Origin of the sequence: Arthrobacter sp. B2I5 (assembly GCF_030816735.1) — a bacterium.
In the GTDB taxonomy this organism is placed as follows: Bacteria; Actinomycetota; Actinomycetes; order Actinomycetales; family Micrococcaceae; genus Arthrobacter.
In genome coordinates this window covers 4,266,660-4,290,179 of the sequence record NZ_JAUSYF010000001.1, presented here as the reverse complement: position 1 = coordinate 4,290,179, position 23,520 = coordinate 4,266,660, and the positions used below count along the sequence as shown (strand labels likewise).

23 protein-coding genes are annotated in these 23,520 nt (G+C 65.1%); 7 read left to right on the top strand and 16 right to left on the bottom strand.

Annotation, left to right across the window (positions count from 1 at the left end; all coding sequences use genetic code 11):
• The first annotated feature begins 12 nt into the window (after nt 1-12).
• From QFZ60_RS19945 to QFZ60_RS19930, 4 genes are read left to right on the top strand one after another with little or no spacing between them, the layout of a single operon-like run.
• Nucleotides 13-333: a 2Fe-2S iron-sulfur cluster-binding protein gene (locus QFZ60_RS19945; RefSeq protein WP_307092738.1), complete on the top strand. Its 321-nt coding sequence runs from the start codon at nt 13-15 to the stop codon at nt 331-333.
• A 2-nt stretch (nt 334-335) separates the two neighbouring features.
• A complete protein-coding gene (locus QFZ60_RS19940; RefSeq protein WP_307092737.1) occupies nt 336-1,637 on the top strand; it encodes an NAD(P)/FAD-dependent oxidoreductase in 1,302 nt (433 codons plus the stop codon).
• 30 nt (nt 1,638-1,667) lie between these two features.
• Nucleotides 1,668-2,438: an HD domain-containing protein gene (locus QFZ60_RS19935; protein ID WP_307092736.1), complete on the top strand. Its 771-nt coding sequence runs from the start codon at nt 1,668-1,670 to the stop codon at nt 2,436-2,438.
• A complete protein-coding gene (locus QFZ60_RS19930) occupies nt 2,435-3,952 on the top strand; it encodes an aldehyde dehydrogenase family protein (RefSeq protein WP_307092735.1) in 1,518 nt (505 codons plus the stop codon). Before QFZ60_RS19935 ends, QFZ60_RS19930 begins: the two co-directional genes overlap by 4 nt.
• A 140-nt stretch (nt 3,953-4,092) precedes the next feature.
• Here QFZ60_RS19930 and QFZ60_RS19925 read toward each other — a convergent pair whose 3' ends face one another.
• On the bottom strand, nt 4,093-4,665 hold the full coding sequence (locus tag QFZ60_RS19925) for an MOSC domain-containing protein (protein WP_307093405.1): 573 nt from the start codon (nt 4,663-4,665) through the stop codon (nt 4,093-4,095).
• A gap of 61 nt (nt 4,666-4,726) precedes the next feature.
• Between QFZ60_RS19925 and QFZ60_RS19920 the strand changes: the two genes are divergently transcribed.
• Nucleotides 4,727-5,698: an alpha/beta hydrolase gene (locus QFZ60_RS19920; RefSeq protein WP_307092734.1), complete on the top strand. Its 972-nt coding sequence runs from the start codon at nt 4,727-4,729 to the stop codon at nt 5,696-5,698.
• Between the two features lie 32 nt (nt 5,699-5,730).
• Here the strand turns inward: QFZ60_RS19920 and QFZ60_RS19915 are convergent, their stop codons facing one another.
• The 3 genes from QFZ60_RS19915 to QFZ60_RS19905 all read right to left on the bottom strand — a co-directional run bounded on the left by QFZ60_RS19915 (nt 5,731) and on the right by QFZ60_RS19905 (nt 9,086).
• Nucleotides 5,731-8,127 (bottom strand): excinuclease ABC subunit UvrA, encoded by a 2,397-nt coding sequence (locus QFZ60_RS19915; protein ID WP_307092732.1) that lies wholly within the window; start codon nt 8,125-8,127, stop codon nt 5,731-5,733.
• A gap of 93 nt (nt 8,128-8,220) precedes the next feature.
• The gene (locus tag QFZ60_RS19910; protein WP_307092729.1) at nt 8,221-8,640 is read right to left on the bottom strand and encodes a VOC family protein; all 420 of its coding nucleotides are present in this window, start codon (nt 8,638-8,640) and stop codon (nt 8,221-8,223) included.
• Nucleotides 8,637-9,086 carry a helix-turn-helix transcriptional regulator gene (locus tag QFZ60_RS19905; RefSeq protein ID WP_307092727.1) on the bottom strand — a complete coding sequence of 150 codons (450 nt, stop codon included), beginning with the start codon at nt 9,084-9,086 and terminating at the stop codon, nt 8,637-8,639. The genes QFZ60_RS19910 and QFZ60_RS19905 overlap by 4 nt, the downstream gene beginning before the upstream one ends.
• Nucleotides 9,087-9,345: 259 nt before the next feature.
• On the opposite strand from QFZ60_RS19905, the gene QFZ60_RS19900 reads away from it, so the two are divergent.
• Nucleotides 9,346-9,750: a hypothetical protein gene (locus QFZ60_RS19900; RefSeq protein WP_307092726.1), complete on the top strand. Its 405-nt coding sequence runs from the start codon at nt 9,346-9,348 to the stop codon at nt 9,748-9,750.
• 33 nt (nt 9,751-9,783) lie between these two features.
• Here the strand turns inward: QFZ60_RS19900 and QFZ60_RS19895 are convergent, their stop codons facing one another.
• The 10 genes from QFZ60_RS19895 to QFZ60_RS19850 form a co-directional block, all read right to left on the bottom strand.
• On the bottom strand, nt 9,784-10,389 hold the full coding sequence (locus tag QFZ60_RS19895) for a PAS and ANTAR domain-containing protein (RefSeq protein WP_307092725.1): 606 nt from the start codon (nt 10,387-10,389) through the stop codon (nt 9,784-9,786).
• 216 nt (nt 10,390-10,605) lie between these two features.
• Complete coding sequence (locus QFZ60_RS19890) at nt 10,606-11,955, bottom strand: MFS transporter (protein ID WP_307092723.1); 1,350 nt, start codon at nt 11,953-11,955, stop codon at nt 10,606-10,608.
• Between the two features lie 160 nt (nt 11,956-12,115).
• A complete protein-coding gene (locus QFZ60_RS19885; protein WP_307092721.1) occupies nt 12,116-12,913 on the bottom strand; it encodes an IclR family transcriptional regulator in 798 nt (265 codons plus the stop codon).
• A 98-nt stretch (nt 12,914-13,011) separates the two neighbouring features.
• Entirely contained in the window at nt 13,012-13,749 is a 738-nt protein-coding gene (locus QFZ60_RS19880; protein ID WP_307092719.1) for a fumarylacetoacetate hydrolase family protein, read from the bottom strand.
• Nucleotides 13,750-13,768: 19 nt separating this feature from the next.
• Nucleotides 13,769-14,821, bottom strand: coding sequence for a D-2-hydroxyacid dehydrogenase (locus tag QFZ60_RS19875; protein ID WP_307092718.1), 1,053 nt, complete (start codon nt 14,819-14,821; stop codon nt 13,769-13,771).
• Between the two features lie 4 nt (nt 14,822-14,825).
• Nucleotides 14,826-15,866, bottom strand: a complete 1,041-nt coding sequence (locus tag QFZ60_RS19870) for a glycoside hydrolase family 43 protein (RefSeq protein WP_307092716.1) — start codon at nt 15,864-15,866, stop codon at nt 14,826-14,828.
• Nucleotides 15,863-16,681, bottom strand: a complete 819-nt coding sequence (locus tag QFZ60_RS19865; RefSeq protein ID WP_307092715.1) for a carbohydrate ABC transporter permease — start codon at nt 16,679-16,681, stop codon at nt 15,863-15,865. Before QFZ60_RS19865 ends, QFZ60_RS19870 begins: the two co-directional genes overlap by 4 nt.
• Nucleotides 16,678-17,634: a carbohydrate ABC transporter permease gene (locus QFZ60_RS19860; protein ID WP_307092714.1), complete on the bottom strand. Its 957-nt coding sequence runs from the start codon at nt 17,632-17,634 to the stop codon at nt 16,678-16,680. The genes QFZ60_RS19865 and QFZ60_RS19860 overlap by 4 nt, the downstream gene beginning before the upstream one ends.
• 64 nt (nt 17,635-17,698) lie before the next feature.
• On the bottom strand, nt 17,699-18,973 hold the full coding sequence (locus QFZ60_RS19855) for an ABC transporter substrate-binding protein (protein ID WP_307092712.1): 1,275 nt from the start codon (nt 18,971-18,973) through the stop codon (nt 17,699-17,701).
• A 19-nt stretch (nt 18,974-18,992) separates the two neighbouring features.
• Nucleotides 18,993-19,922, bottom strand: a complete 930-nt coding sequence (locus QFZ60_RS19850) for a family 43 glycosylhydrolase (protein ID WP_307092711.1) — start codon at nt 19,920-19,922, stop codon at nt 18,993-18,995.
• A gap of 106 nt (nt 19,923-20,028) precedes the next feature.
• Here QFZ60_RS19850 and QFZ60_RS19845 point away from each other — a divergent pair, with 106 nt between their 5' ends.
• Complete coding sequence (locus QFZ60_RS19845; RefSeq protein WP_307092709.1) at nt 20,029-21,042, top strand: LacI family DNA-binding transcriptional regulator; 1,014 nt, start codon at nt 20,029-20,031, stop codon at nt 21,040-21,042.
• A gap of 210 nt (nt 21,043-21,252) precedes the next feature.
• Here QFZ60_RS19845 and QFZ60_RS19840 read toward each other — a convergent pair whose 3' ends face one another.
• Together QFZ60_RS19840 and QFZ60_RS19835 are read right to left on the bottom strand one after the other, a co-directional pair.
• The gene (locus QFZ60_RS19840; RefSeq protein ID WP_307092708.1) at nt 21,253-22,359 is read right to left on the bottom strand and encodes a GTP pyrophosphokinase family protein; all 1,107 of its coding nucleotides are present in this window, start codon (nt 22,357-22,359) and stop codon (nt 21,253-21,255) included.
• A 47-nt stretch (nt 22,360-22,406) separates the two neighbouring features.
• Nucleotides 22,407-23,396 carry a LacI family DNA-binding transcriptional regulator gene (locus QFZ60_RS19835; protein WP_373427728.1) on the bottom strand — a complete coding sequence of 330 codons (990 nt, stop codon included), beginning with the start codon at nt 23,394-23,396 and terminating at the stop codon, nt 22,407-22,409.
• Nucleotides 23,397-23,520: the final 124 nt, after the last annotated feature.

The following is a 23,520-nucleotide window of genomic DNA, read 5'->3' as shown; positions in this document are numbered from 1 at the left end:
AGGAGGACCACAATGCCAACGGTTCACTTCACCGACGCAGAAGGCAACGTCCGCGACGTCGAAGGCAATGCAGGCGATTCCGTGATGGAAACCGCGGTGCGCAACGGCATCCCCGGCATCGTGGCCGAGTGCGGCGGTTCGCTGTCCTGCGCCACCTGCCACGTCTTCGTCCGCGAGGACTGCGCCTCGCAGCTGCCCCCCATGGAGGACATGGAGGACGAGATGCTCTACGGCACCGCCGTGGACCGTGAAGACAACTCCCGGCTGTCCTGCCAGCTCCGCCTGATGGAGGAGCTCGAATTGTTCGTCACCACCCCCGAAACCCAGGTGTAGCCATGGGAACGCAGGCAGTGGAGCAGGAAGCCGGAACGGCCACGGTTCCCACCAGGACCGGGCTCCTGATCATCGGCGCCAGCCAGTCCGGCGTGCAGCTGGCGGTATCGCTCCGGGCGCTGGGTTTCGACGAAGACATCACCCTGCTGGGGGACGAGGACCACCGCCCGTACCAGCGGCCGGCGCTGTCCAAGGAGTTCCTGCAGGGCACCGTGGAAAGCGAATCCCTGATCTTCCGCTCCAACGACTACTGGGCCGAGCACAACGTGGACCTGGTCAAGGGCGAACACGTCGTGCGGATCGACAAGGAAGCGGACGGCTCCGGGGTGGCACATGCGTCCTCGGGCCGGGAGTTTCCGTTCAAGCGGCTGGCCCTCACCGTGGGCGCCCGCGCCCGGAAGCTGGAGATTGATGGCAGCGGCCTGGACGGCGTGCTCTACCTCCGCAACGCCGACGACGCCCTGGCACTGAAGGCGAAAGTGGGCGACGCCACGGATGTGGTGGTGATCGGGGGCGGGTTCATCGGCCTCGAGGCGGCGTCCAGCCTGCAGAAGATGGGGAAAAATGTCACCGTGCTCGAGTTCGGGCCGCGGCTTGTGGGCAGGGCCGTGGGGGAGCAAACCGCCGAATACTTCCTGCAGGCCCATCGGTCCCGCGGCCTGGATATCCGCCTCAACACCAGCGCGTCGCGCTTTACCGCTGACGACGGCGGCACCCGGGTAGCCGCCGTCGAACTCCAGGATGGGACGGTGCTGCCGGCACAGATCGTCCTGATCGGCATCGGCGTCATTCCCAACACCCAGCTGGCAGAACAGCTTGGCCTGGCCGTAAACAACGGCGTGGTGGTGGACCGGTTCGCGCTGGCCTCCGACGGCACCACGGTGGCCGTGGGGGACGTCGCCAACATGCCCAATCCCGTTCCCGGTTCCGAGCCCGGGGAACGGATCCGGCTGGAAAGCGTCAACAACGCCATCGAGCACGCCAAGGTTGCCGCGTATTCGCTGACCGGGAGGCGTGAGGAATACGCCGGCATCCCATGGTTCTGGTCCAACCAGGCGGACCTCAAGTTGCAGATCGCCGGCCTGTGCAACGGCTACGACCAGACCGTGGTCCGGAACGACCAGGAACGCGGAAAATTCAGCGTCCTCTACTACCGCCAGGGCCGCATCATCGCCGCAGACTGCGTCAACGCGCCGCTGGACTTCATGGCCGTCAAGAACGCGCTCGCCAAGGGCCTGAACATTCCCGCTGACGCCGCGGCAGACCCCCGCATCCAACTCAAGACCATCACCACGGACAGCTAGCCGCGAGGCCGGCCAACCCGAAGGAGCATTATGAGCACCCCCAAGACGCCGTTTGCCCGGGCGGAGCCGGGCACTGCCGCCGGCAGCGCCCCCGGCACCGCACCGGACACGGGCGACGCCCTGGCCGATGCCTTCGCCGCCGAGTACGGCGTCCGCCCCATCCCCGCCCCCGGCCCGGTGGACACCACCCCCATCACGGGCACCCCCGCGGCCCTGGATTCGCTCGATGCGCTCTGGAATGCAGTGGTCCACGAAACCAGGACCCGCGGCAACGACATCCACCTGCCCATCTCCCTGGCCTTCGCCGAACGGCTGTGCCGGGCCTACCCTGATGCGGATGCCGAACTGGTCCGGGTGGCAACGCTGCTCCACGACACCGGCTGGGCCCATGTTGATGAGTCCCGGATCCTCTCGGAAGGATTTACGGGGGACTGGCGCAAGGCCACCATCCGCTATGAGCACGAGAAACAGGGCTGCGACGTGGCCCGGCGGGTCCTTCCCGGACTGGGCTACGCCCCCGGGTTCGTGGACCAGGTCTGCGCAATCATCGACGGCCACGACACCCGGCCCGTGGCCCGCTCCCTGGAGGACGCGCTGATGCGTGACGCCGACAGGCTGTGGCGGTTCGACCACGCCGGCATCGCCCTGGCCTCATCCTGGTTCGGAATGGATCCCGCCACCTACACGGACCGGCTGGCCGCTGAGATTATCCCGGAACTCATCACTGAGGCTGCCCTGGAGATGGCCACCGCGGACCTCAGCCGGTCCAACGCCCTGCTGAAGACGGCGGTGATCCGATGACCTCCGCCACGCACGACGCCCCGGCCCTGGCCACACGGTCCGGCCTGGCCCTGCCGCACACCCACGTGGACACCATCTACGTCGACGGCGCCTGGCAACCCTCCCCGGGCACTGGCCGTAACCCGGTCACCGACCCCGCCACCGGCGAAATCTGGGGCTCGGTCCCGGACGGCACGCCGGAGGACGTGGACGCCGCCGTCCGCTCCGCCCGAAAGGCCTTCGACAGCGGATGGTCCCGGCTGGCACCATCCGAGCGTGCCGCCTACCTGCTCCGGATCGCCGATGAAGTGGAGAAGCGGGCAGTGGAGCTGTCCCTGACCAACTCGCGGGAAAACGGATCCCCGGTGGCGGAGTCCTCCGGGGCAGCGGCCAACGCCGCCGGCATCCTGCGGTACTTCGCCACCCTGGCCGGATACCTGGAACAGGAGGACGTCCGTCCCTTCCCGCGCGGCGGCGGCGAATCGGTGGTGCGGCGCGATCCCCTGGGGGTCTGTGCGCTGATCGCCCCGTGGAACTTCCCCATCAACCTGGTGATGATCAAGCTGGCGCCGGCGCTGCTGGCCGGCTGCACGGTGGTGATCAAACCGGCGTCCCCCACCCCGCTGTCCATCCGGGTGATCATCGATGCCATTGCCGCTGCAGGCGTCCCGGCCGGCGTCGTCAACCTGGTCACCGGCTCCGGCCGCCTGGGTGACGTGCTGGTCAGGCACCCGGGGGTGGCCAAGGTGGCGTTCACTGGTTCGACGCCGGTGGGACGCAAGATCGCCGCTGCCTGCGGTGAGCTGCTGCGCCCGGTCACGCTGGAGCTGGGCGGGAAGTCCAGCGCCATCGTGCTGCCGGACGCTGACCTGGACGCCATGTCCCGGGTGCTGATCAAGTCCTCCATGCGGAACACCGGGCAGACCTGCTACATCTCCACCCGCATCCTGGCCCCGGCCAGCCGCTACGACCAAGTGGTGGACATGGTCACGGCCACCATCGCCGCCGGGAAGCAGGGCGACCCCCTGGATCCGGACACGGTGTTTGGCCCCTGCGCCACCGAACCGCAGTACCGGACAGTTATGGAGTACGTCGAGTCCGGACTGGCTGAAGGCGCCCGCGCCACCACCGGAGGGCGCGCTGCGTCGCTGACCGGAGGGCTGGAGAACGGCTACTTCATTGAGCCCACGGTGTTCGCCGACGTCACCCCGGACATGCGGATAGCCCGCGAAGAGATCTTCGGTCCGGTGATCACCATCCTCAAATACAACGACGCCGGCGGCAGCGTCGAGGAGGCAGTGGCGCTGGCGAACAACACCGGGTTCGGCCTTGGCGGCCTGGTGTTCGGCCGGGACGAGGACGCCGCGCTCGCTGTGGCGGACCGCATGGACACAGGTTCGGTGGGACTGAACTTCTTCGCCTCCAACCACTCCGCCCCGTTCGGCGGCCGGCACGACTCCGGGCTGGGCACCGAATACGGGATCGAGGGGCTCAACGCCTACCTCAGCTACAAGTCGATCCACCGGAAAAGGTAGGCATTGTGCGTCACGCCGGGCAGGCTTTCAGGCAGCGCACGACGGCGGGAGCCCGGGTTTCCGGGGATTCCCCGCCCAAAGTGGGCCGAAAGCGTGCCGTGCGTGACGCCGTCGTCCGTCTTACCAAGGGGCAGGGTCGGTTACGGAAGCCTGGAGGGCCGGAGGACGCTCGCCTCGCCTGCCCGCGCAGGGTCCAGCGGCACCGGGCTGACCAGCACGGCAGGACCCCGGTGCAGGAAGCCGCTGGAGACGGCCCGGCAGCGGATGCCGCCGCGGCCGCGCATGGCTGGATGTGCGCCGGGGGCGAGCATTTCGTTCATCCATGCGCAGGGCTGGGCGTGCCGCCCGCCGTGCAGGGTCACCGAGGAGCCGCCGGATTCCAGCACGAAGTCCTGTCCCAGCAGCGGTGCCAATTGTGCTCCGCGCAGCACCACGTTCCGGCGGGTCAGCAGGGGATCGAACGGAGCTGCGCCCAACTCGGCGGCGATGGCCTCGAGGGACTCCACGGCGAACAGGGTCACCGCAGCGTCCATGTGCGCGGCCTTGCCGAAGAACCGGTCGCCCGCGATGCCCTTGCCGGCCACAACTTCCGCCTGCCCGGCATCGGTGGTGGGGACGTCGGCGGCACCGTCGCGGGCACGGCCAAAGTAGGCATGCGCGGGGGATACCAGCAGGTGCAGGATCTCGACGTCGTAGCGCAACTTTTCGGGCATATGGCCAGCGTAGGCCAGCCCGGCATTGAAATCCTGCCGCCGGATGGAAGGATCAGGAACCATGAAGATTTCGCCTGCCGGCCAAGCCAGCGCGCTGCCCAGGAAACGGACGGCTCTTTTCTGGGCATCGGCAGGGTCCGCCGCCGCCCTGATGGGGGTTGCGCTGTGGATGCTTGCCGGGAACCCCGCCGTCCTGGGCGGCCACCCGCTGCTGCCGGGCATCCTGCTGGCCGCGGCAGCCGCCGGTGCAGCCAGGGCAGCCCTGCTCTGGCTCCGTCGGGATGTCCCCCGGCCCCGCTCCCGCGTCCGGGCCGTCGGGGCATGGGCCGGCAGCCTGGCCGTCCTGGCGCTCGCCGCCGGGCTGGCCTGGCTCAGCCCCTTTGCCTACAAGCCGGGCCCGACGGCGGGGGCCGGACCGGCGTCGGACCTCACCGTCACCGAAACTCCCACCGCCATCACCATGTCACCCGAGGGCGGCACCACCAAGGGTCTGGTCTTCTACCCGGGCGCCCGGGTAGATGCCCGCGCCTACCAGGACATCCTTGCCCCGGTCGTCGGCGCCGGATACCGGGTGGTCATCCTGAAGGAGCCGCTCGGGCTCAGCCTGCTGGACGGCAATCAGGCCCGGAGTGCCATCGAGGCGAACACGGACGTCACCAGCTGGGCGGTGGGCGGCCACTCCCTGGGCGGGGTGTCGGCCTCCTCGTTCGCCCTCAACAACACCGACGTCACTGGCCTGGTGCTGTACGCCTCCTATCCTGTGGAATCGCTGCGGGAACGGACCGGCCTTTCCGTCCTGTCCGTCTCCGGGACCAAGGACGGATTCAGTACGCCGGACAAGATCCAGGCCTCCCGGGAACTCCTGCCCCCGGACACGGAATTCGCCGCCGTCCAGGGCGGTGTGCACGCGTTCTTCGGTGACTACGGTGCACAACCCGGCGACGGCGAGCCCGGCATCAGCCGCAGCGCGGGACAGCAACAGGTCGCCGCCGCCACGGTCAGCTTCCTGGAGCGGCTGCCGGGAAGCCGCTGACGCAGCGTCCCCAGCAGGCTCAGCCGCCGGCTTCATGCCCCCACGTACGCCGCCAGGTGCTGCCCGGTGAGCGTCGCCCGGCCCGCCACCAGCTCGGCCGGGGTGCCCTCGAAAACGATCCTGCCGCCGTCGTGCCCTGCTCCGGGACCGATGTCGATGATCCAGTCCGCGTGCGCCATCACCGCCTGGTGGTGCTCGATCACGATCACCGACTTGCCCGAATCCACCAGCCGGTCCAGCAGGCCCAGGAGCTGTTGGACGTCGGCCAGGTGCAGGCCCACGGTTGGCTCGTCCAGGATGTAGACGTCGCCGGCCTCCGCCATCTGCGTGGCCAGCTTGAGCCGCTGGCGCTCGCCGCCGGACAGGGTGGTCAGCGGCTGGCCGAGCGTGATGTAGCCCAGTCCGACGTCGGCCAGGCGTTCAAGGACCTTGTGCGCGGCCGGGGTCCTGGCCTCGCCTTCCGCGAAGTAGGCCAGCGCTGCGTCGACGGACATCGCCAGCACGTCCGCGATGTTCTGGCCGCCCAGGGTGTACTCCAGGACGGCGGGCTGGAAGCGGCGGCCCTCGCAGTCCTCGCAGGTGGATTCGACCGTGGCCATCACGCCGAGTTCGGTGAAGATCACGCCCGCGCCGTTGCAGGTGGGGCAGGCGCCCTCGGAGTTGGAGCTGAAGAGTGCCGGCTTCACGCCGTTGGCCTTGGCGAAGGCCTTGCGGATGGGCTCCAGCAGGCCTGTATAGGTGGCCGGGTTGCTGCGCCGGGAACCCTTGATGGCGCCCTGGTCGATCACCACCACGCCCTCGCGCCCGGCCAGCGAGCCGTGGATCAGCGAGCTTTTGCCGGACCCGGCCACGCCCGTCACCACGCACAGCATGCCAAGCGGGACGTCCACATCCACGTTGCGGAGGTTGTTCGTCGAGGCGCCGCGGACCTCCAGTGCGCCTGTCTGTTGCCGGAACGAATCCTTCAGCCGGGCGCGGTCGTCCAGGTGGCGCCCGGTGATGGTGCCGCTGGAACGCAGCCCGTCCACGTCGCCCTCGTAGACAATCTCGCCGCCGCCGGTGCCGGCCTTGGGGCCGAGGTCGACGACGTGATCGGCGATGGCGATCATCTCCGGCTTGTGCTCCACCACCAGGACGGTGTTGCCTTTGTCCCGCAGCTGCAGCAGGAGGGTGTTCATCCGTTCGATGTCGTGGGGGTGGAGTCCGATGCTGGGCTCATCGAAGACGTAGGTGACATCGGTCAGGGAGGAACCCAGGTGGCGGATCATCTTGGTCCGCTGCGCCTCGCCGCCGGAGAGGGTGCCGGCCGGGCGGTCCAACGAGAGGTAGCCCAGGCCGATTTCGGTGAAGGACTCGAGGAGGTCCCGCAGCCCGATAAGCAGCGGGCGGACGGAGGGTTCGTCCAGGCCGCGGATCCATCGCGCCAGGTCGCTGATCTGCATGGTGCAGAGGTCCGCGATGTTCATGCCGTTGATCCGGGCGTTGAGCACCTCGGGCGTGAGCCGGGTTCCGCCGCAGTCAGGGCAGGTGGCAAAGGTGACCGCCCGTTCCACGAACCGCTTCACGTGGGGCTGCATGGCCTCCACGTCCTTGGAGAGCATGGACTTCTGGATTTTGGGGATGATGCCCTCGAACGTGAGGTTGACGCCCTCCACCTTGATCTTGGTGGGCTCGGCGTACAGCATCGTGTCCAGTTGCTTCTTGGTGAACGTGGCGATGGGCTTGTCCATGGGCAGGCCCATGCCTTCGAACAGGCGCCCGTACCAGCCGTCCATGGAGTAGCCGGGGACGGTGAGCGCTCCCTCGTTAAGGGACTTCGAGTCGTCGTAGAGGGCGGTCCGGTCAATATCGCTGATGTTGCCCATGCCCTCGCAGCGGGGGCACATGCCGCCGAGGTAGGTGACCTGGCGGACCACGTTCTTTTCCACCCGGCCGCCCTTTTCGGTGCTCATGATGCCGCTGGCCTTGCGGGTGGGAACGTTGAAGGAGAAGGCGGTGGGCGGACCCACATAGGGTTTGCCCAGGCGGCTGAAGAGGATCCGCAGCATGGCGTTGGCGTCGGTTGCGGTGCCCACGGTGGAGCGCGGGTTGGCGCCCATCCGCTCCTGGTCAACGATGATCGCGGTGGTCAGCCCTTCCAGCCGGTCCACATCCGGGCGGGCCAGGTTGGGCATGAAGCCCTGCACGAACGCACTGTAGGTCTCGTTGATCATCCGCTGCGATTCGGCGGCGATGGTGGCAAACACCAGGGAGCTCTTGCCCGAGCCGGACACGCCCGTGAACGCGGTGAGCCGGCGCTTGGGCAGTTCAAGGCTGATGTCCTTGAGGTTGTTCTCCCGCGCGCCCTGGACGCGGATCAGGTCGTGGGTGTCGGCGATATGGGTCCCGGTGTTCTCTGTGTCCGCGTCCGTGGTGATGTCCGTGCTCAAGGTGTCCCCCTCTTCCTGGAGCGGCGCCCACGGGAGGCTGCGCTGGCAGTCTCCCGTCGGCGTCGTCCGTTATATACGTGGCTGGTTATATGCCTACTGCTGCTGGTTGATCCGGACCGTGTTCCCGGCCGGATCGCGGAAGGCACAGTCGCGGATTCCGTACGGCTGGTCGATGGGTTCCTGGACCACGTCGGCGCCGCTCGCCTCGACTTTGGCGAAGGCGGCGTCCACATCAGGAGAGGAAAGAACGATGGTGGCGTAGGTGCCCTTGGCCATCATCTCGGTGATGGTGCGGCGTTCGTCGTCGGTGATCCCGGGATCCACAGCCGGCGGGTGCAGGACGATGGAGACGTCCTTTTGGCCGGCGGGGCCAACGGTGATCCAGCGCATGGTGCCGCGGCCCACGTCGTTGCGGATTTCGAAGCCCAGGGCGTCGCGGTAGAAGGCCAGCGAAGCGTCGGGGTCGGTAGCGGGAAGGAAGGTTGAGGAAATGTTGATGTCCATGGCAGTCATGCTAGTAACGGCTCGGGGGCCGGCGCTTCTCGATTCCTGACCGGTCTGGTGACCTGCTTGGCCACGCAGGCGGGGATTCCCGCCGTCGCGCTTTGTGCTTCCTGTTTATAGACGCTGGGCGGCATGCCCACCAGTTCGCTGAAGCGGGTGCTGAAGGTCCCCAGGGAGGAACAGCCGACGGCGAAGCACACGTCAGTGACGCTGAGGTCACCGATGCGCAGCAGCGCCATGGCCCGTTCGATGCGGCGGGTCATGAGGTAGCTGTAGGGGGACTCACCGTAGGCCAGCTTGAAGCGCCGGCTGAAATGGCCCGCGGACATGTGGACATCCCGGGCGAGGGATTCGACGTCGAGGGGCTGCGCATATTCCCGGTCCATCCGGTCCTTGACGCGCCTCAGCTGGGTGAGTTCGCGGAGGTAGGGATCGGAAACGGGGCTGGTGGTCACAGCTCTGATCGTGCTACGCGGCAAGGGTCTTGTCCACCCTTCAGGCAACGGGGAATGTCGCGTCAAATGAGCGCTTCGGTGCGGGGTATGATTTATGCCGCCGCCAGCGAATGAGGTCCTCGCCCTAACAGGGCTCGAGGCAACGCAGACCTGGATGCTGCCGGTCCTTCCAGGACGGCATCCGGCGCAAACCAAACCTTGAATTACCCATCTTCAGCCCTGCCCGGATACTGCGCAGGGACCACTTTGGAAGGACGCCATGGAACTGCTGTGGGAAATTGCCGGCTGGGCAGGCGCGGCGGCGATACTGAGTGCGTACCTCTCCGTTTCCATGGGCTGGCTGAAGGCCGGCAAGGGCTTCCAGACGGCGAACCTTTTCGGCTCCGTGGCCTTCATCATCAACGGCACCCTGCACGGGGCGTGGCCCTCGGTGGTCACCAGTGCGGCGTGGTTCCTGATCTCCGCAGTGGCGCTGGTCCGCATGCGCTCCGAAAGCCCCGTTGCTCCCGTTGAGCCGGCGCACGTTCAGTACCCCGGGGTCCCTGACACCACCGGCCAAATGGCTGTTGTGGAGGCCCTGACCGGTTCCATACCGGTTGTAGCTTCCAGGCCTGCTGTTGCTTCCGCGCCTGTTGTGGCGGACGGGCCGCGCCTCGCGTTGTAGGGTTCGACGGCGGTCCATGCCTGGGTGCGGCCGCTACAGCAGGCGGTGGTCCTGGTCCTTCGGGTCACCGCCCTGCGCGGTGGCCCGTTCCACGATTTCCTGGGCGATGGCGTACACCTTGCGGTTCGTATCCTGGCTCAACTGACTGATGAGCTCAAAGGCCTGCTCCGCGGTGGCCCCGGTGCGCCCCATCAGGATGCCCTTTGCCTGTTCGATGACTGCCCGGTTGCGGGCCGACGCTACGACTGCCTCGGTGGCGAGTTGGTGGCGGTCCGTATGGATTGACTGCGTCAGGTCCACCACCACACCCCAGACGCCAACGGGAGTGTCCCCTTCCATGATGTAGTCCGCGGAGTAGAGCAGTTTGTGCTGGCGGTCCTTGCGGTCGCGAATGGACACGTAGATGGACGATGGCCCGCCTGCCGAGGAGACGCGTTCCCAATAGGCCTGGACCCTGGGCCGGTCTTCCGGCTCGATGTGGGCCATGGCCATGTCCATGGAGGGGACAACCTCGCCGCGCTCATACCCGTACATCCGGTACAGGCTGTCAGACCAGCGGAAGATGCCGTCTGAGAAGTAGTACTCGACGAGTCCGGTGGGACAGTCGAGGAAGTCCTCGTGCGGGATATGGCCTGGCACAAGTCCTGGAAGCTGGCTGCTGGATGTCACTGAAGGGCCGTTCGACGTGTCTTTGTCCTGGCCGCCCCCTGGACCGGATTCAAAGGAACAGAATACCGCAGGGTCCGCACTTTGCAGGGGCCGTCTGGTCCCCTCGGTGGGGCTGGTGCCGGACGCCACAGATCCCGCACCCTTGGGTGCGGGATCCGTCCGGCGAAGGCGGGGTGGTGCGGTTGTTTAGCCGGCGTCCTCCACGACCACCAGGTCGCGGCCATTCGTTTCCGGGGTGAAGAACGTGGTGACGAACGAGATTGCTGCCAGGACCAGCGAGTAGATTGCCGGGACCAGCCAGGAGTGGTTGGTTGCGGCGAGGAGGGCAACGCCGATCATGGGTGCGAAGCCTCCGGCGAGGACGGCGGACAGTTCGCGGCTGAGGGCCACGCCGGTGAAGCGGTGCTGGGAGCCAAAGAGCTCCGGCAGCAGGGCGCACTGCGGGCCAAGCATGGCCTGGACGCCCAGGGCGATGCCCAACACCATGACGATCCACACCAGGGTGACGTTGCCCAGCGTGACCAGGTAGAAGGCCGGCAAGGCGATAACGGCCTGGAAGAGTGCGCCGTAGCGGTAGACGGGAACCCTGCCGAAACGGTCGGACAGGGCGCCGAAGGTAACAACCATGACCGCCGCGAAGCCTGCGGCAATCAACAGGCCCGTGGGGCCGATGAACTTGTCGCCGGCGAAGACCCCTGCCGGCATGCTGATGAAGGACACCAGGAGCGCGGAGTAGATGGAGGAGTTGCCGTTTTCCCCCATCCGCAGGCCAATGCCTATCAGCACGTTCTTCTTGGAGTGCTTCCAGATCTGGCCCACGGGGTTCTTGACCACGGCCTTGTGCTTTTCGAGTTCCTGGAAGACTGGGGTCTCTTTGAGCCGGAGCCTGATGAAGACGGCAATCGCGATCAGGATGACGCTTGCCAGGAACGGTACGCGCCACAGCCAGGCCTGCAGGATTGCCTTGTCCGCCAGCGCCATCAGGGCAAAGGTCCCCGCACCCAGCAGGGTGCCCAGCTGGATACCAACAAACGGCAGGGAGGCGAAGAAACCACGACGACGGCGCGGGGCCACCTCCGAGATGAGGGTCGTGGCGCCTGCCTGCTCGGCGCCGGCGCCCAGGCCCTGCAGGATGCGCAGGCTCACCAGGAGCACGGCCCCCAGCATTCCCGCCTGTTCGAAGGTGGGCAGGAGGCCGATGGCGCAGCTGGACAGGCCCATAAGGCCGATGGTCAGGATCAGCACCATCTTCCGGCCGAAGCGGTCGCCAATGTAGCCGAACACCACGCCGCCGAAGGGCCGGGCGGCGAAGCCGACGCCGTAGGTGGCGAAGGAGGCGATGATTGCTCCACTCTCACCCAGCGGTGCGAAGAAGAGCGGGCCGAAGATCAGGGCTGAGGCAAGGCCGTAGATGTAAAAGTCGTAGTACTCCAGGGCGGAGCCCACGGAACTGGCAAGAGTTGCCCTTCGCAGCTGGTCCGGATCGACGACGGCGCCGTCCGCGGTGGCCTGCGGTGATTTAGTACGAGTTGTCACGAGAACTCCCTCTAACGCACTCCAGGCCCCCGTTGGCCTGGTGGGATAGCGGCAACACCGATTGTGTCGATCACTATGCTGAACACGATACAGCATCCTGAACAACTGGCAACAGTCTTTTTGGTTTCTTACGTGCGGAAGGCCCAGGCCCTCCAGGTACCTAGCCCATCGGATTGCCCAGCGAGTGGGCCAGCTCCTGCAGCTCCTTGACCATCTGCGAGCCCTGTTCCGGCGTATAAGTGGCCTTGAGTGCCGTTACGGACAGTCCCAGGCTGGGACCGTGCGCGCCCCGCGTCGGGACGGCAACGGCCAGGCAGACCACGCCGGTGGTGGATTCTTCATCCTCGAAGGCGAAGCCCTGCTCGCGGATTTCCCGCAACTGGGCCTTCAGTTCCGTGCCCGTCCGCAGGGATTTTGGCGTGAGGACGGGCAATTCTGCGTCATCGGGGAACATCTCCTCAATGTCGTGCACGTTCAGCCGGGCGATCAGCGCCTTGCCCACTGCGCAGAGGGACACGGGCATCTTGTCCCCGATGTTGGAGGTGAGCCGGACTGCGGGGTGTCCCTCGTATCGGGCAAGGTAAATGACGTTGGTTCCGTCCAGCATGGCGATCCGGACCGTCTCGCGGGAGAGGACGGAGGCTTGTTCGCAGTAACGGTAAAACTCCTGGACTTCGTCCATGCGACCCAGGTAGGCGGCACCCAGTTCCACCAGCTTGCGGCCAAGGGTGAACTCCGCGCCCTGCCTGCTGACCAGGCGCGACTCCTCCAGGGCCAGCAGGAGGTTGGAGGTGGATGACTTGGGAATTCCCACTTCGCGCGACAGGTCGCTCAGTGTCAGCCGGCCGGTTGCCGAGGCGGCCAGGGCATCCAGGACGGCCGCGGCGCGCGTGACGGCGGGCGCCGGAGAAGCGGTTCCCGACTTATCGGATGAAACGGGAATGGGGGAATCGGCCATGATTCTCCTTAGGTTGCCGGGCAAGGCTTCGCTGGTGTTCAGTCAACTGAACGTTATCCATCTTAAGGCGTCGCGGCGTCCCCCGATGCTGGCCCGGCTCAGGCCACGGCGCTGCTCAGGGTTCCGATTCCCTCCACTGCAACGTCCACCCGGTCACCGGGCGCGACGGGTACGGCGGTGCCAGGCGCGCCGGTCATCACCACGTCCCCCGGCTCAAGGGTGAGCCAGGAGGTGACGTAGACAAGGCATTCGGCCACGCTGGATGGCAGGTTGAAGGTGCCGGAGTTGGCCCTGGCTGTTCCGTTCACGTACACGTCGATGCCCGTACGCTCAGGGTCCGGAAGTTCGGTTTCGATCCACGGTCCCAGTGGCGTGTAGTTGACGCCGGCCTTGCCTTGGAAGTTCCTTTCATCCACGGCGTTTTGGTCAACGTTGGTGACGTCGTTGACGCAGGTGTAGCCCAGGACATGGTCCAGGGCGTTCTCCACCGTGAGGTTTGTTGCTGTCTTGCCGATCACCGCGGCGAGTTCCCCTTCGGCGTTGATGATGCCGCGGTTGCGGACAGCCGTTACCGTGTCCCCGGGGTTGGCGATGGTGTGAACCGACTTGTGCCAGGCCTGGATGGGCAGGGGGTGGTCGTTCAGCGTCCGGTTATGGCCGATGCCGAGGACGACGGCGGGAGTCACCGGGGCGAGGAAGTTGGCCTCACTGTGTGCCGTGGTGCCGCCCGTGTAGCGCAGCGCTTCCTCAAAGGGGTCCATGATGTGGTCCCACGTGCTGTCGCGTTCCACTGCGTACTGGGGACCTGCTGCGGTTTTGATTCTGGCGATGCGCATCTTTTCTCCCTGCCGCGGCCTAGTAGAAGTGCACCGTGTCCACGAGGTGGGGCAGCTCCCCGCCGTCGAGGAAGATGCGCAGGTTGCTGCAGAAGCGCTCGGTGATGAGGCGGTTCTCGGCTGCGCTGAGGGCCGAGGTGTGGGGCGAAACCATGACCCGGGGATGGTTCCATAGCGGGCTGTCCTGCGGCAGCGGCTCCACGGCGAAGACGTCCAGGCATGCGTAGCCCACCTGGCCGTTGTCCAGTGCCTCCAGCAGGGCGTCCTCGTCCACCACAGTGCCGCGGCCAACGTTGACGAACGTTGTGCCTGGCTTCATGGCGGCGAACAGTTCGCGGTTGAACAGCTTCTCCGTGTACTCCGTGCCCGGCAGGGTGTTGACGACGGCGTCTGCCGTGGCCAGGAGGGCGGGAAGGCCGGCGTTGTCCACAACCTGGTCAATTCCCTCGATGGGTTCCACGGAACGCTTGGTGCCGCTGACCTTCATGCCCAACGCGCGGGCAATCCTGGCTGTTTCCAGGCCGATTTCCCCCAGCCCGCTGATTGCCAGGTTGGACCCATTGACAAGCCGGGTGGCGACCCGGAGGGTGGGCCAGACTTTCGCCGCCTGGTCCTGGGCAAGTTCGGATGTCCGTTTGAAGCCGTTCAGGATTCCCAGCGCGGCGAATTCGGCCAAGGGCAGGGCGTGCACTCCGGCGGAGGTGGTGATCTTGAATTTCTGCAGGACGTCCTGGCTGAGGCCGGACGCCTTGACCGCTCCGCCTGCTCCCGCCGCCATGGCATGGACCCATTGCAGTCCGGGGTTGTCGCGGGCGATGCGGGCAAGCCCGGCAGGGCTTTCGTTGGGAAATCCGTAGAGCACCTCGGCGCTGTTGAGCATGGCCCAGTAGCGTTCCTCCTGCTCCTCGGTGCGCTTAAAGGCGGGATCACCGGCATGGTCTGCCGGGTAGCGTTCCGGCGGCAGGAGGTCGGGCTCGTAAAGGACGGTGACCGATGGATCAACGGCGCGGATCTGGTCCACAAGCTCGGCCTCGAGTGGGACGGCGATGGCCACGGCCTTACGGGAAGTCATCTGTTCATCGTACTGGATGACGTGCCATATGCTGAACGGCTTCTTCTCTGGTTGGTGGACCCGACGAAGCCTTTGTGTTGTCCGCAAGGTGTTCGAGTTGGGCGTATTCGTCGGCAGTGAGGGGGAGGATGGAGCCGTGGCTGGCGCCTGGGGGCATGGCGGCCGCGGCCGGGGTCCAGCTGTCCGATGTGAGCGAGTCGCTGGTGAAGGCGGTGTACCGGCGGTGGCCGAATTCGTCGATGAGGAGGAACCAAGATTCGGGTTCTGGGCCGCGAATGACGATGGGCCCTTCGCCGTGTACGAGGTGATTTTCTCCAATTCCGGTGGCGATCACGGTGTAATGCTCACTGTCGAGTGTTTCGGAGCGTTCGGCGGTGATGAATTTGGCGTGCGGTGACGAGGAATCGGCGGACAGTTCGTCTTTGCTGAAGCGGTAGAAGTATCCGTCGGCTTCGACGACGGTGGAGTCGATAACTGACCATCCGCGATCGATCCAGATGCGCGCGGGGGTGAAAGTCCGGAAGTCGCTGGTGTTGGCGCAGAGCATTCGGTGATAAGTGCCGCGCGTCGGATCATTCGAGGGGGAGCGAAGGGTCGAAGCCCAATAAACCAGGTAGGTCCCGCTTGCCTTGTCGAAGATTGCTTCCGGGGCCCAGGCGTTGCCGGCACTGGGCGGGGCGACTTCTACGAGGCGGGGGTGGGTCCATGACACCAGGTCCTTGCTTTCCCAGATCACGATCGAGCGGCTTCCTGCTCTGACTGAGTCCTCCCAGGCGGTTGCCGGGTCCCTCCTGGCGATGCAGAGGTCGGACGCCAGGAGGTAGTAACCGGCGCTCTCGCCCGGCAGGCCGGCCGCACGGAGCACGAAGGGATCTCTTACGCCCTGCTCACCGACTGTGGAGTAGAGGATCGGGTTGCCGCCATTAAGGATCGTCCAGTTGAGGGGGCTAGGGCCGGTGCTTAGCGCGAAACGTACCTGTTCTCCGTCTGCCTCGGCGGCGGAGGTGAAGTAGGCGAAGAGGTAGCCTGCGGTTTTCCCGGTCATCCCTTGACGCTTCCGCTGATGAGTCCGCTGACGATGTGCCGCTGCATGAAGACGAAGAAGAGGACCATTGGGGTGAGAACGATGACTGTCAGGGTCATGAAGGAGGGCCAGTCGGTGGTGAATTGTCCCGCCGCGGAGTAAACCTGCAGGACCAGGGTCTGTTTGTCTTCCGAGCTGATAAACACGTTCGGGGTAATGAAGTCATTCCAGACCCACATCGTCTGGAATACGCCAACGGTGACCAGGATCGGCCGGATGAGGGGCAGGACGATCATCCAGTAGATGCGGAAGGGCCCGGCCCCATCAATCCTCGCGGCCTCGAGCACCTCAGCCGGAATCGTCCGCATGTAGCCGAGGATCAGGTAGTAGCAGAAGATGGAACCGCAGGCGTAAATCACGATGAGCCCGTTGAGTGAGTCCACCAAATGGACACCGACGAGCATCCGATAGAGGGGCACGAGGGTGGCCTGCCCCGGGATGATGAACGCGGCGACGAGCACTGTCCCGATGATTTGGGAGATTCGGCTACGGCCCGTGATTTGGCCGAATGCGGCCAGTGATCCGATGGCCAGCATGAGAAAGATCGAGATGACCGTGACGTAGACGGTGTTCATCAGGCTCTGGACGATCGGGGTGCCTTCGAAGACCTTGACGTAGTTGTCGAAAACCCAATGCGTAGGGAGCGCAAGCGGGCTGTTGGTGGTCTCCTCCTGGGTTTTGAAGGTGTTGACGACAATGTAGTAGAAGGGCACGCTCATGAGGCCGGCGAGCAGGATCATGAGGATGGACGTCACGGGGTGCCGGGTCTTGGTCATGAGTATTTCCTTTGGAGTGCGTTCGTGAGGGCCATCTGGCCCAGAACCACTAGGCCGACGACGAGAAGGAAGAGGACGGCGAGGGCTGAAGCGGCCCCGACGCGGGATTGGGCGATGCCGTCCTCGATGAGGGATTGGGTGAGGGTCCTGGTGGAGAAGCCGGGGCCGCCGCGTGTGAGCGTGAAGGGCAGATCGAAGACTTTCAGGCCGTTGGTCATCAGCAGCAGTTGGCTGACGGCCATGGCCGGCACGAGCAGGGGGAGGGTGATGTATCGGAAGCTCTGCCAGCTGCTCGCCCCGTCGATTTTTGAGACTTCGTAGTAGTCGGCGGGGATGGCTTGCAGATAGGCCAGGTACAGTACCGCATGCCATCCTGTCTGCGCCCAGATGGTGACAACCACCGTTGAGAGTTGGGCAAGGGTGCTGTTGGAGAGCCACGGGATGGGACCGAGGCCGGTGAGGGAGTGGATGATGCTGTTCAGCACGCCGGAGCCAAGGGGATTGAGGATAAAGCCCCACACCAGGCCCAGGATGGCGACGCTGGGTACAGCGGGAAAAAAGAAGGCTGAGCGGACGAGGTTGCGGCCGGGGTACTTCCTGTTCAGGGTCAGCGCCAGTGGGATGGCGGCCACGGTCACCAGGATGGTGGTGGATACAGCGTAAAAGATGGTGTAGCCGAGCGCCGAGAGCATCGACGGGTCTTTGAAAAGCTCTGCGTAGTTGTCGAGGCCGATGAATTTGGGGTTGCTGACGTAGCCGTTGAAGTCGGTGAAGCTGTAATAGAGCGACTGGCTCATGGGGATCACATAAAGCACGATGAAGACCACCGCGATGGGGGCCATGAAGACCCACGATGTAAGGGAGCGCCGGTGCAGCCGCTTTCGGGCGAGCGTCCTGCCGCTGGCGTGATGCGATCGCAGTGGCTGCACTTCGGGCGTTGTTGAGAGTGCCAAGGTAGGAATGCCTTTCTGGGGTTGGGGGCCGGCGGCTTTCGCTGTCCGCCGGCCCACACGGGTGCTACTTGCCCTGGAGCGACGCCAGCTTCGCGTCGAGCCCCGATGCAACCTTCTCGGGTGTGCTTTGGCCCTGAATGAGCTGCTGAAGGAGGGAGACAGCCTCACTGTTCAGGGCGGCTGAGTTGGTGGGCCAGGTGACCTGGGGGAGGTAGAACTTCCCGTCCCGTACTGCCGGGACCATCGGGGACAGGGCGGGATCGAGTTTGGGGGTGAAGTCCTTGGTCGTTGTGATCGCAGCGTTCTGCTTCTGGTACAACTCCACGGCGGTCTTGCTCTGGAGGAACTCCACAAGCTTCTCGGCCGACTGGGGGTGTTGCGTCTTGGCATTGATCGCATATCCGGGGGAGACTGCTCCAGCCCAGTAGGTTCCGGAGTCACCGGGTACCGGCATGAATGCGATGTTCATGTTGGGTGCGGCCTTCTGGATGCTGCCCAGGGCCCACGAGCCGGTGCTGATCATCGCGACAGAGCCCCTCTGGAACTCGGAGGTGATCTGGTCACCCGTAAGGCCTGCCACCGAGGACGAAACGAGTCCCTGGCTGAACAGTTTTGACCAGTCCTCCAGGGGACCCGTCCAGGTCTTGGCGAAGGAAGTCTTCCCGGCCCAGATGTCAGCGTCCATAGTGCCGCCGCTGGCCTGGTTCTGGAGCCCGACGAGGGCAGCCAGGCTCACCGGGATGGTGTCGGCAGGCTCGTAGAACGGGGTGATGCCGGCATCTTTGAGTTTCTTGCACAGGGCCAGGAAATCGTTCCACGTCTCCGGCGGGTTGGTGAAACCGACTTTTGCCAGGAGGTCCTTGTTGTAAAGGATGCCGCCGCCCCAGGAGGAGGTTGCTGCGCCGTATACCTTTCCGTCTTTGGTGTAGGTGGCTTTCGCGGCATCAGCGATGTTGCCGATCCAGGGCTCACCGCTGAGGTCCTTGGCGAATCCGCCGTTCATGATTTCCGTTTTGTTCTCGGCAGTGATGATAAAGACGTCGGCCGCGGTTCCGCTGTTGATGCGGGTCTGGAGGGTGGAGATGTAGCCCTGGACCGGGGTGCCGTAGGAGACCTTGAGGTCAATCGAGGGGTTTTCTTTCTTGAACTCGTCCAGGATCGGCTTCATGCTGGCCTCGTTGTCCCATGAGTAAAAGCTGACCGTGTTGTCAGAGTCTGAGCCTCCGGGGGATCCGGAACATCCGCTCAGGGCGGTCGCTGCCGCGAGGACGGTGCCGAGAACTGTCAGACGCAGGAAAGTTTTGCGGCGGGGACGGAAGACGTTTGTGTGATCGAGCATTGCAGGTGCCTTTCCAGTGTTAGTTTGATGCTTTTTCGGTTTTGGGGTGATAGGTCGCCAGATCCCTCACGGTGGGTTCACGGGAGGGGATGACTTTTTGGAGTAAGCCGTCGTCGGTGTGGAGCAGGGGGTCGATTGCCAGTTCCCGCCGGTAGCCGGTCCCTCCAGGGATGGCAAAGCGGTGGTAGGCGATGAGCCAGTCATCGCTGTGGGGGATTCTGACAATGGAGTGGTGCCCGGTGGCGCGGATCCCCCATTGGGGAGCTTTTTCGAGGAGCACGCCGTGTTCGGTCCAAGGTCCGAAGGGACTGGTGGAAGTCGCATAGCGGACCCTGTAGTTCTCGTCGCGGGTGTCGTTCTCCGACCATGAGAGGTAGTAGGTATCCCCGCGCCGGTGCAGGTTGGCCGCCTCACGAAAACCCGTCGGGATCCACGAGATCACCCGCGATGCGTCGAATGAGGTCATGTCCTCATTCAGTGGCACGGTGTGCGCGATGCCGTTGCCCCAGCACAAGTAGGCGGCGCCGTCATCGTCAACAAAGATGTTGGGATCGATGGCCCGCCCAGGGAAATCACCTTCTGCGATCAGCGGGCGTCCCAGGTCCGCGAACGGCCCTGTGGGGGAGGAAGCAACGGCAACCCCGATGTTTTCCTGCTCTGCGGTGTAGTACAGGAAATAGTTCCCGTTCCGTTCTGAGACGGCGGGGGCCCATGCATGTTCTCTGGCCCAGTGCGTGTGCTCCGGCAGCGAGAAGACCACGCCGTGATCGGTCCACTCGATCAGGTCCGGGGAAGAGAACGCCTTGAAGGAGGTGGCGCCCCAGGAGTCGCTGCCATCGGTGGTTGGGTATAAATAAAACCGCCCGTCAAAGACGCACAAGTGTGGGTCGGCGTAGTAGCCCTCGATAAGGGTGGGAACTGCCGGCTCCCCCGTATTGCTAATGTTCAAAAGGTTCTCCTTTGATCATGTATCGATACAATAAATGTGGATCGATACAATGTTGCAGCTGCGCTAATCAGTGCAGCCGGTAGTCTGGCGGAAAGAGGTTAAGAGGATGGCAACCATTCAGGATGTAGCCAAGGCCGCTGGGGTTTCGCCGATGACGGTGTCCAACGTCATCAACCACCATCCCCACGTGAAAAGCAGTACCCGGGCCAAAGTGGTCAAGGCAATGGAAGAGCTGGACTACCGCGTGAACCACGCCGCGAGGAACCTGCGCGCTGGCCGGACCTTCACCATTGGACTTGCAGTCCCGGAATTCGACCGCCCCTACTGGGGGCACTTCGCAACCCGTGTCATAGAAGAAGCTGCCGCCCACAACCTCCGGGTCCTCGTCGAGCAGACCGGCCGCAGCAAGGAAAACGAAATCAACGCCCTGGCACTGTCCCGCAACCGGATGTACGACGGACTGATCCTCAGCACCGTTGGCCTGAGCGCGGGGGATGCCAATATGCTGCGCGTCGACTACCCGGTGGTAATCCTCGGCGAACGGATTTTCTCCGGCCCGGTCGACCATGTCGCGATGGATAACGTTGAAGGAGCGAAAGCTGCCACTGCACACTTGATCGAACGCGGCTGCCGTCGTATTGCTGCCGTGATGGGTCCGATGGGGGCAGAGCCCGACGCCTCCTCGCTCCGCTACGCGGGCTACCAGCAAGCGCTGGCGGCCGCAGGCATCGAGGTTGATCCTTCGCTCCACGTGACGATCAACGAATTCACCTTGAGGGGCGGACGCGAAGCCGTCGACCGCCTGATCGAATCCGGAATCCATTTTGACGGACTGTTCTGCGCCACCGATACCATAGCGCTCGGTGCGCTCCGCGCCCTCCACGAGGCCAAGCTTCATGTCCCCGTGGATGTGAAAGTGATTGGCTTCGACAATTTGATGGAAGGTGAGTACAGCATCCCCTCCCTGACTACCGTTGACCCGGACAGTGCCGAGATGGCCCGTACGGCCGTCAACCTTCTGGTCCGAAGGATTTCCGGTGACTCGCCACTGCAGGGGCCAACGGAATTCGTGAGCCCGGCGCGCGTCATAGCCCGTGAATCGACTGCCGTTGGCCGATGAGATGCCGCCGGCAATCCGGCCATGGGCCGTGCATGTGAGCTGTTCCATCCTTGACCTCCGTCCGCAATGACGTAGCGCTTCTGCCAGATTTGTATCGATAAAAAGAATGCGCGATGCACGCCACTTCTGTCAAGGCCTCTGACCTTGGGGTTCCATCCGGGGTCTGATTCGCGCTGGACGCGAGCAGCTCGCCGTAGCCCGCACCTACCCCTACTTCTTCGTCATCCTGTACCGCTCGATCTGCCGCAGCCGCCGCAGGAGGCTGTCCCGCCGCGGGTGCGGGACGGCGTCGGGCTCTTCCGCGGTGAGGTCGATGTGTTTGGTGCCGTACTGCCAGAGCAGGAGGTCGTCCAGGAGCCGGTCCGGGCCGGGGGAGTAGCGGTGGTCCAGGGCCTTGCGCACCTCCGTGATGCGGTTGGCGCTGAGCAGGCCGGCCAGCTGCATGGTCTGGTTCATCCCGTGCGCGGCGAGGAGTTCGGCGGCCCAGCCCCAGTCATCGTCCACCTTGCGGTCCACGTGCGGGAGCAGCGTCCGCCATACGTCCCGGATCCGGTTGGGCGTAAGCGGTGCGGCCCCTTCGCCGTCCACGTCCCAGAAGCTCCGGACTTCCTCATACCGTTCGTGCAGGTCCGCGAAAGCCGTCTCTACTGTTTCCAACATGGCGGCGGTAGCCGTGAACTGCCGGTCGAAGTGCGGCGTCCAGGCCCGCGGGTCCTCGGCCTTGAAGCGGATGTCATGCTCGATCTCGCTCCACGCGTGCGCGAAGATAGTGCGGATCTGGCACTCGAAAAAGTAGCTGCCGTTGGGCTGCAGGTCCGGGTTGAAGACCTGCTGGTACTCCTTGACGGCCTCGTTCTGGATGGTGCGCAGGATCAGGTGCCGGCTCGAATACCCGTACGTGCCGGACTCGATGGACCCGATGTCCTTCTCCCGGTCGCCACGGCAGTCAAACAGCTGCCGCTGGCGCTTGATGATGTTGGCCACCGCGGCGTTCTCGGCCGGCAGCTTGGTGATCACCCGGATGCCCACCATGTCATTGAGGGTGCGGAACGGGTCCGGGAACTTGAGCAGCCGGCGGCCGCCTGGCTCCAGCGGCTCCTCCGTCCGGGAGATCTTTTCCTTGAACGATTCCACCGTCTTGGTGCGGCCGGTGACGAACAGTGGCGTGACCTCGCTGTCCTTGAGCATGTCCCGCAGAACCAGCAGAACGTCCCGGGTAACCAGCTTCAGGGCTGGCCGGACGCGCTCATAGATCTCCACGTTGTGCTCCACCGACTCACGCAGCGGCTCGTCCAGGCTTTCCCAGTTACTCGGCATGGTCCCAGCTTACGGCGGGGGTCCGACAGCCAGCCGTTTTGTTGCCCCTACGTTGAGGCCGCTGAGGTGGACCCCCGGACCACCAGGGAGCTCTCCAGGATGAGTTCCTCTTGCTCCAGCGGCTGCCCCTCCATCAGGCGGCGGAGCTGCTCGCCGGCCTTGAGTCCCAGCTGCGCCGCGGGCAGGTGCACACTGGTCAGGCCGGGGCTGCTGGTGGCGGAGTAGGGCAGGTCGTCGAAGCCGGCAACGGCCAGCTCCGCCGGAATCCGGACCCCTTCCACGCGGGCCTCCTGCAGCACACCGTACGCGTGGGTGTCCGTGGCGCAGACGACGGCGGTCACCCCCTCGCGCTGCCAGTCCGGCCAGGCTGCGGCAAAGGCTGCTGCCGCTTCACCCACGTCGATGGTGGTGGCGGGGACGTGCTCCGGGTCCACCGTCATGCCTCTGGCCGCCGCCTCGGCCAGGAATGCCTCGCGCCGGATGGCGAAGGTTTCGGTTCCGGTCACGCTGTCCAGGTAGGCCACGCGCCGGTGGCCCCCGTCGGCGAGGTGTGCGGCCAACGCCCGGGCGCCCTGTGCGACGTCAAGGTTCACGGCCGGAGCGGTCGATTCCAAGCCGGGGGCGTCCAGCAGGACCAGGGGGCCCGCAATGGAAAGATCGTCCAGGAAGCCGGCGTTCGGTGCGTCAACCAGAAGCCCCGCCGGGCGCAGGGACATCAGCTTCCGCACGTCGTCGGCCTTGGGAAACTCGCCCGAATCCGTGACGGAGAGCAGCAGCTGGTACTGCGGACCCAGGGCCTCCCGCACCCCGCCGATCACCTTGGCGAAGAACGGGTTGGAGATGTCCGGTGCCACCAGGATCACAATGGAGCTGACGCCCTTGGCCAGCGAGCTGCCGATGCCGTCCACCACGTACCCCAGCTCGGCGATGGCCTCCTGCACCCGGGAAATATTGTCCTCGGACACTCGGCCAGCGGTCTTGCCGTTGGCCACCAGCGACACCGTTGCCACAGAGACTCCGGCCCGGGCGGCCACCATGGCTGCCGTCACCCGCCGGGGCCGCGCCCGCTGCTGCACCTGTTCCCCGGAATCCATACTTCGATCCTAGTCGCAGCGGCGAAGGGACCAGCAGCCGCAGGACATCAAGCGTTTGACGTGCGCA

Bases quoted from the DNA above. Each gene is read 5' to 3' on its own strand.
- QFZ60_RS19945 (WP_307092738.1), top strand. From the start codon at position 13: ATGCCAACGGTTCACTTCACCGACGCAGAAGGCAACGTCCGCGACGTC.
- QFZ60_RS19940 (WP_307092737.1), top strand. From the start codon at position 336: ATGGGAACGCAGGCAGTGGAGCAGGAAGCCGGAACGGCCACGGTTCCC.
- QFZ60_RS19935 (WP_307092736.1), top strand. From the start codon at position 1,668: ATGAGCACCCCCAAGACGCCGTTTGCCCGGGCGGAGCCGGGCACTGCC.
- QFZ60_RS19930 (WP_307092735.1), top strand. From the start codon at position 2,435: ATGACCTCCGCCACGCACGACGCCCCGGCCCTGGCCACACGGTCCGGC.
- QFZ60_RS19925 (WP_307093405.1), bottom strand. From the start codon at position 4,665: ATGCCCGAAAAGTTGCGCTACGACGTCGAGATCCTGCACCTGCTGGTA.
- QFZ60_RS19920 (WP_307092734.1), top strand. From the start codon at position 4,727: ATGAAGATTTCGCCTGCCGGCCAAGCCAGCGCGCTGCCCAGGAAACGG.
- QFZ60_RS19910 (WP_307092729.1), bottom strand. From the start codon at position 8,640: ATGACTGCCATGGACATCAACATTTCCTCAACCTTCCTTCCCGCTACC.
- QFZ60_RS19900 (WP_307092726.1), top strand. From the start codon at position 9,346: ATGGAACTGCTGTGGGAAATTGCCGGCTGGGCAGGCGCGGCGGCGATA.
- QFZ60_RS19885 (WP_307092721.1), bottom strand. From the start codon at position 12,913: ATGGCCGATTCCCCCATTCCCGTTTCATCCGATAAGTCGGGAACCGCT.
- QFZ60_RS19880 (WP_307092719.1), bottom strand. From the start codon at position 13,749: ATGCGCATCGCCAGAATCAAAACCGCAGCAGGTCCCCAGTACGCAGTG.
- QFZ60_RS19875 (WP_307092718.1), bottom strand. From the start codon at position 14,821: ATGACTTCCCGTAAGGCCGTGGCCATCGCCGTCCCACTCGAGGCCGAG.
- QFZ60_RS19870 (WP_307092716.1), bottom strand. From the start codon at position 15,866: ATGACCGGGAAAACCGCAGGCTACCTCTTCGCCTACTTCACCTCCGCC.
- QFZ60_RS19865 (WP_307092715.1), bottom strand. From the start codon at position 16,681: ATGACCAAGACCCGGCACCCCGTGACGTCCATCCTCATGATCCTGCTC.
- QFZ60_RS19855 (WP_307092712.1), bottom strand. From the start codon at position 18,973: ATGCTCGATCACACAAACGTCTTCCGTCCCCGCCGCAAAACTTTCCTG.
- QFZ60_RS19845 (WP_307092709.1), top strand. From the start codon at position 20,029: ATGGCAACCATTCAGGATGTAGCCAAGGCCGCTGGGGTTTCGCCGATG.
- QFZ60_RS19840 (WP_307092708.1), bottom strand. From the start codon at position 22,359: ATGCCGAGTAACTGGGAAAGCCTGGACGAGCCGCTGCGTGAGTCGGTG.
- QFZ60_RS19835 (WP_373427728.1), bottom strand. From the start codon at position 23,396: ATGGTGGCCGCCCGGGCCGGAGTCTCTGTGGCAACGGTGTCGCTGGTG.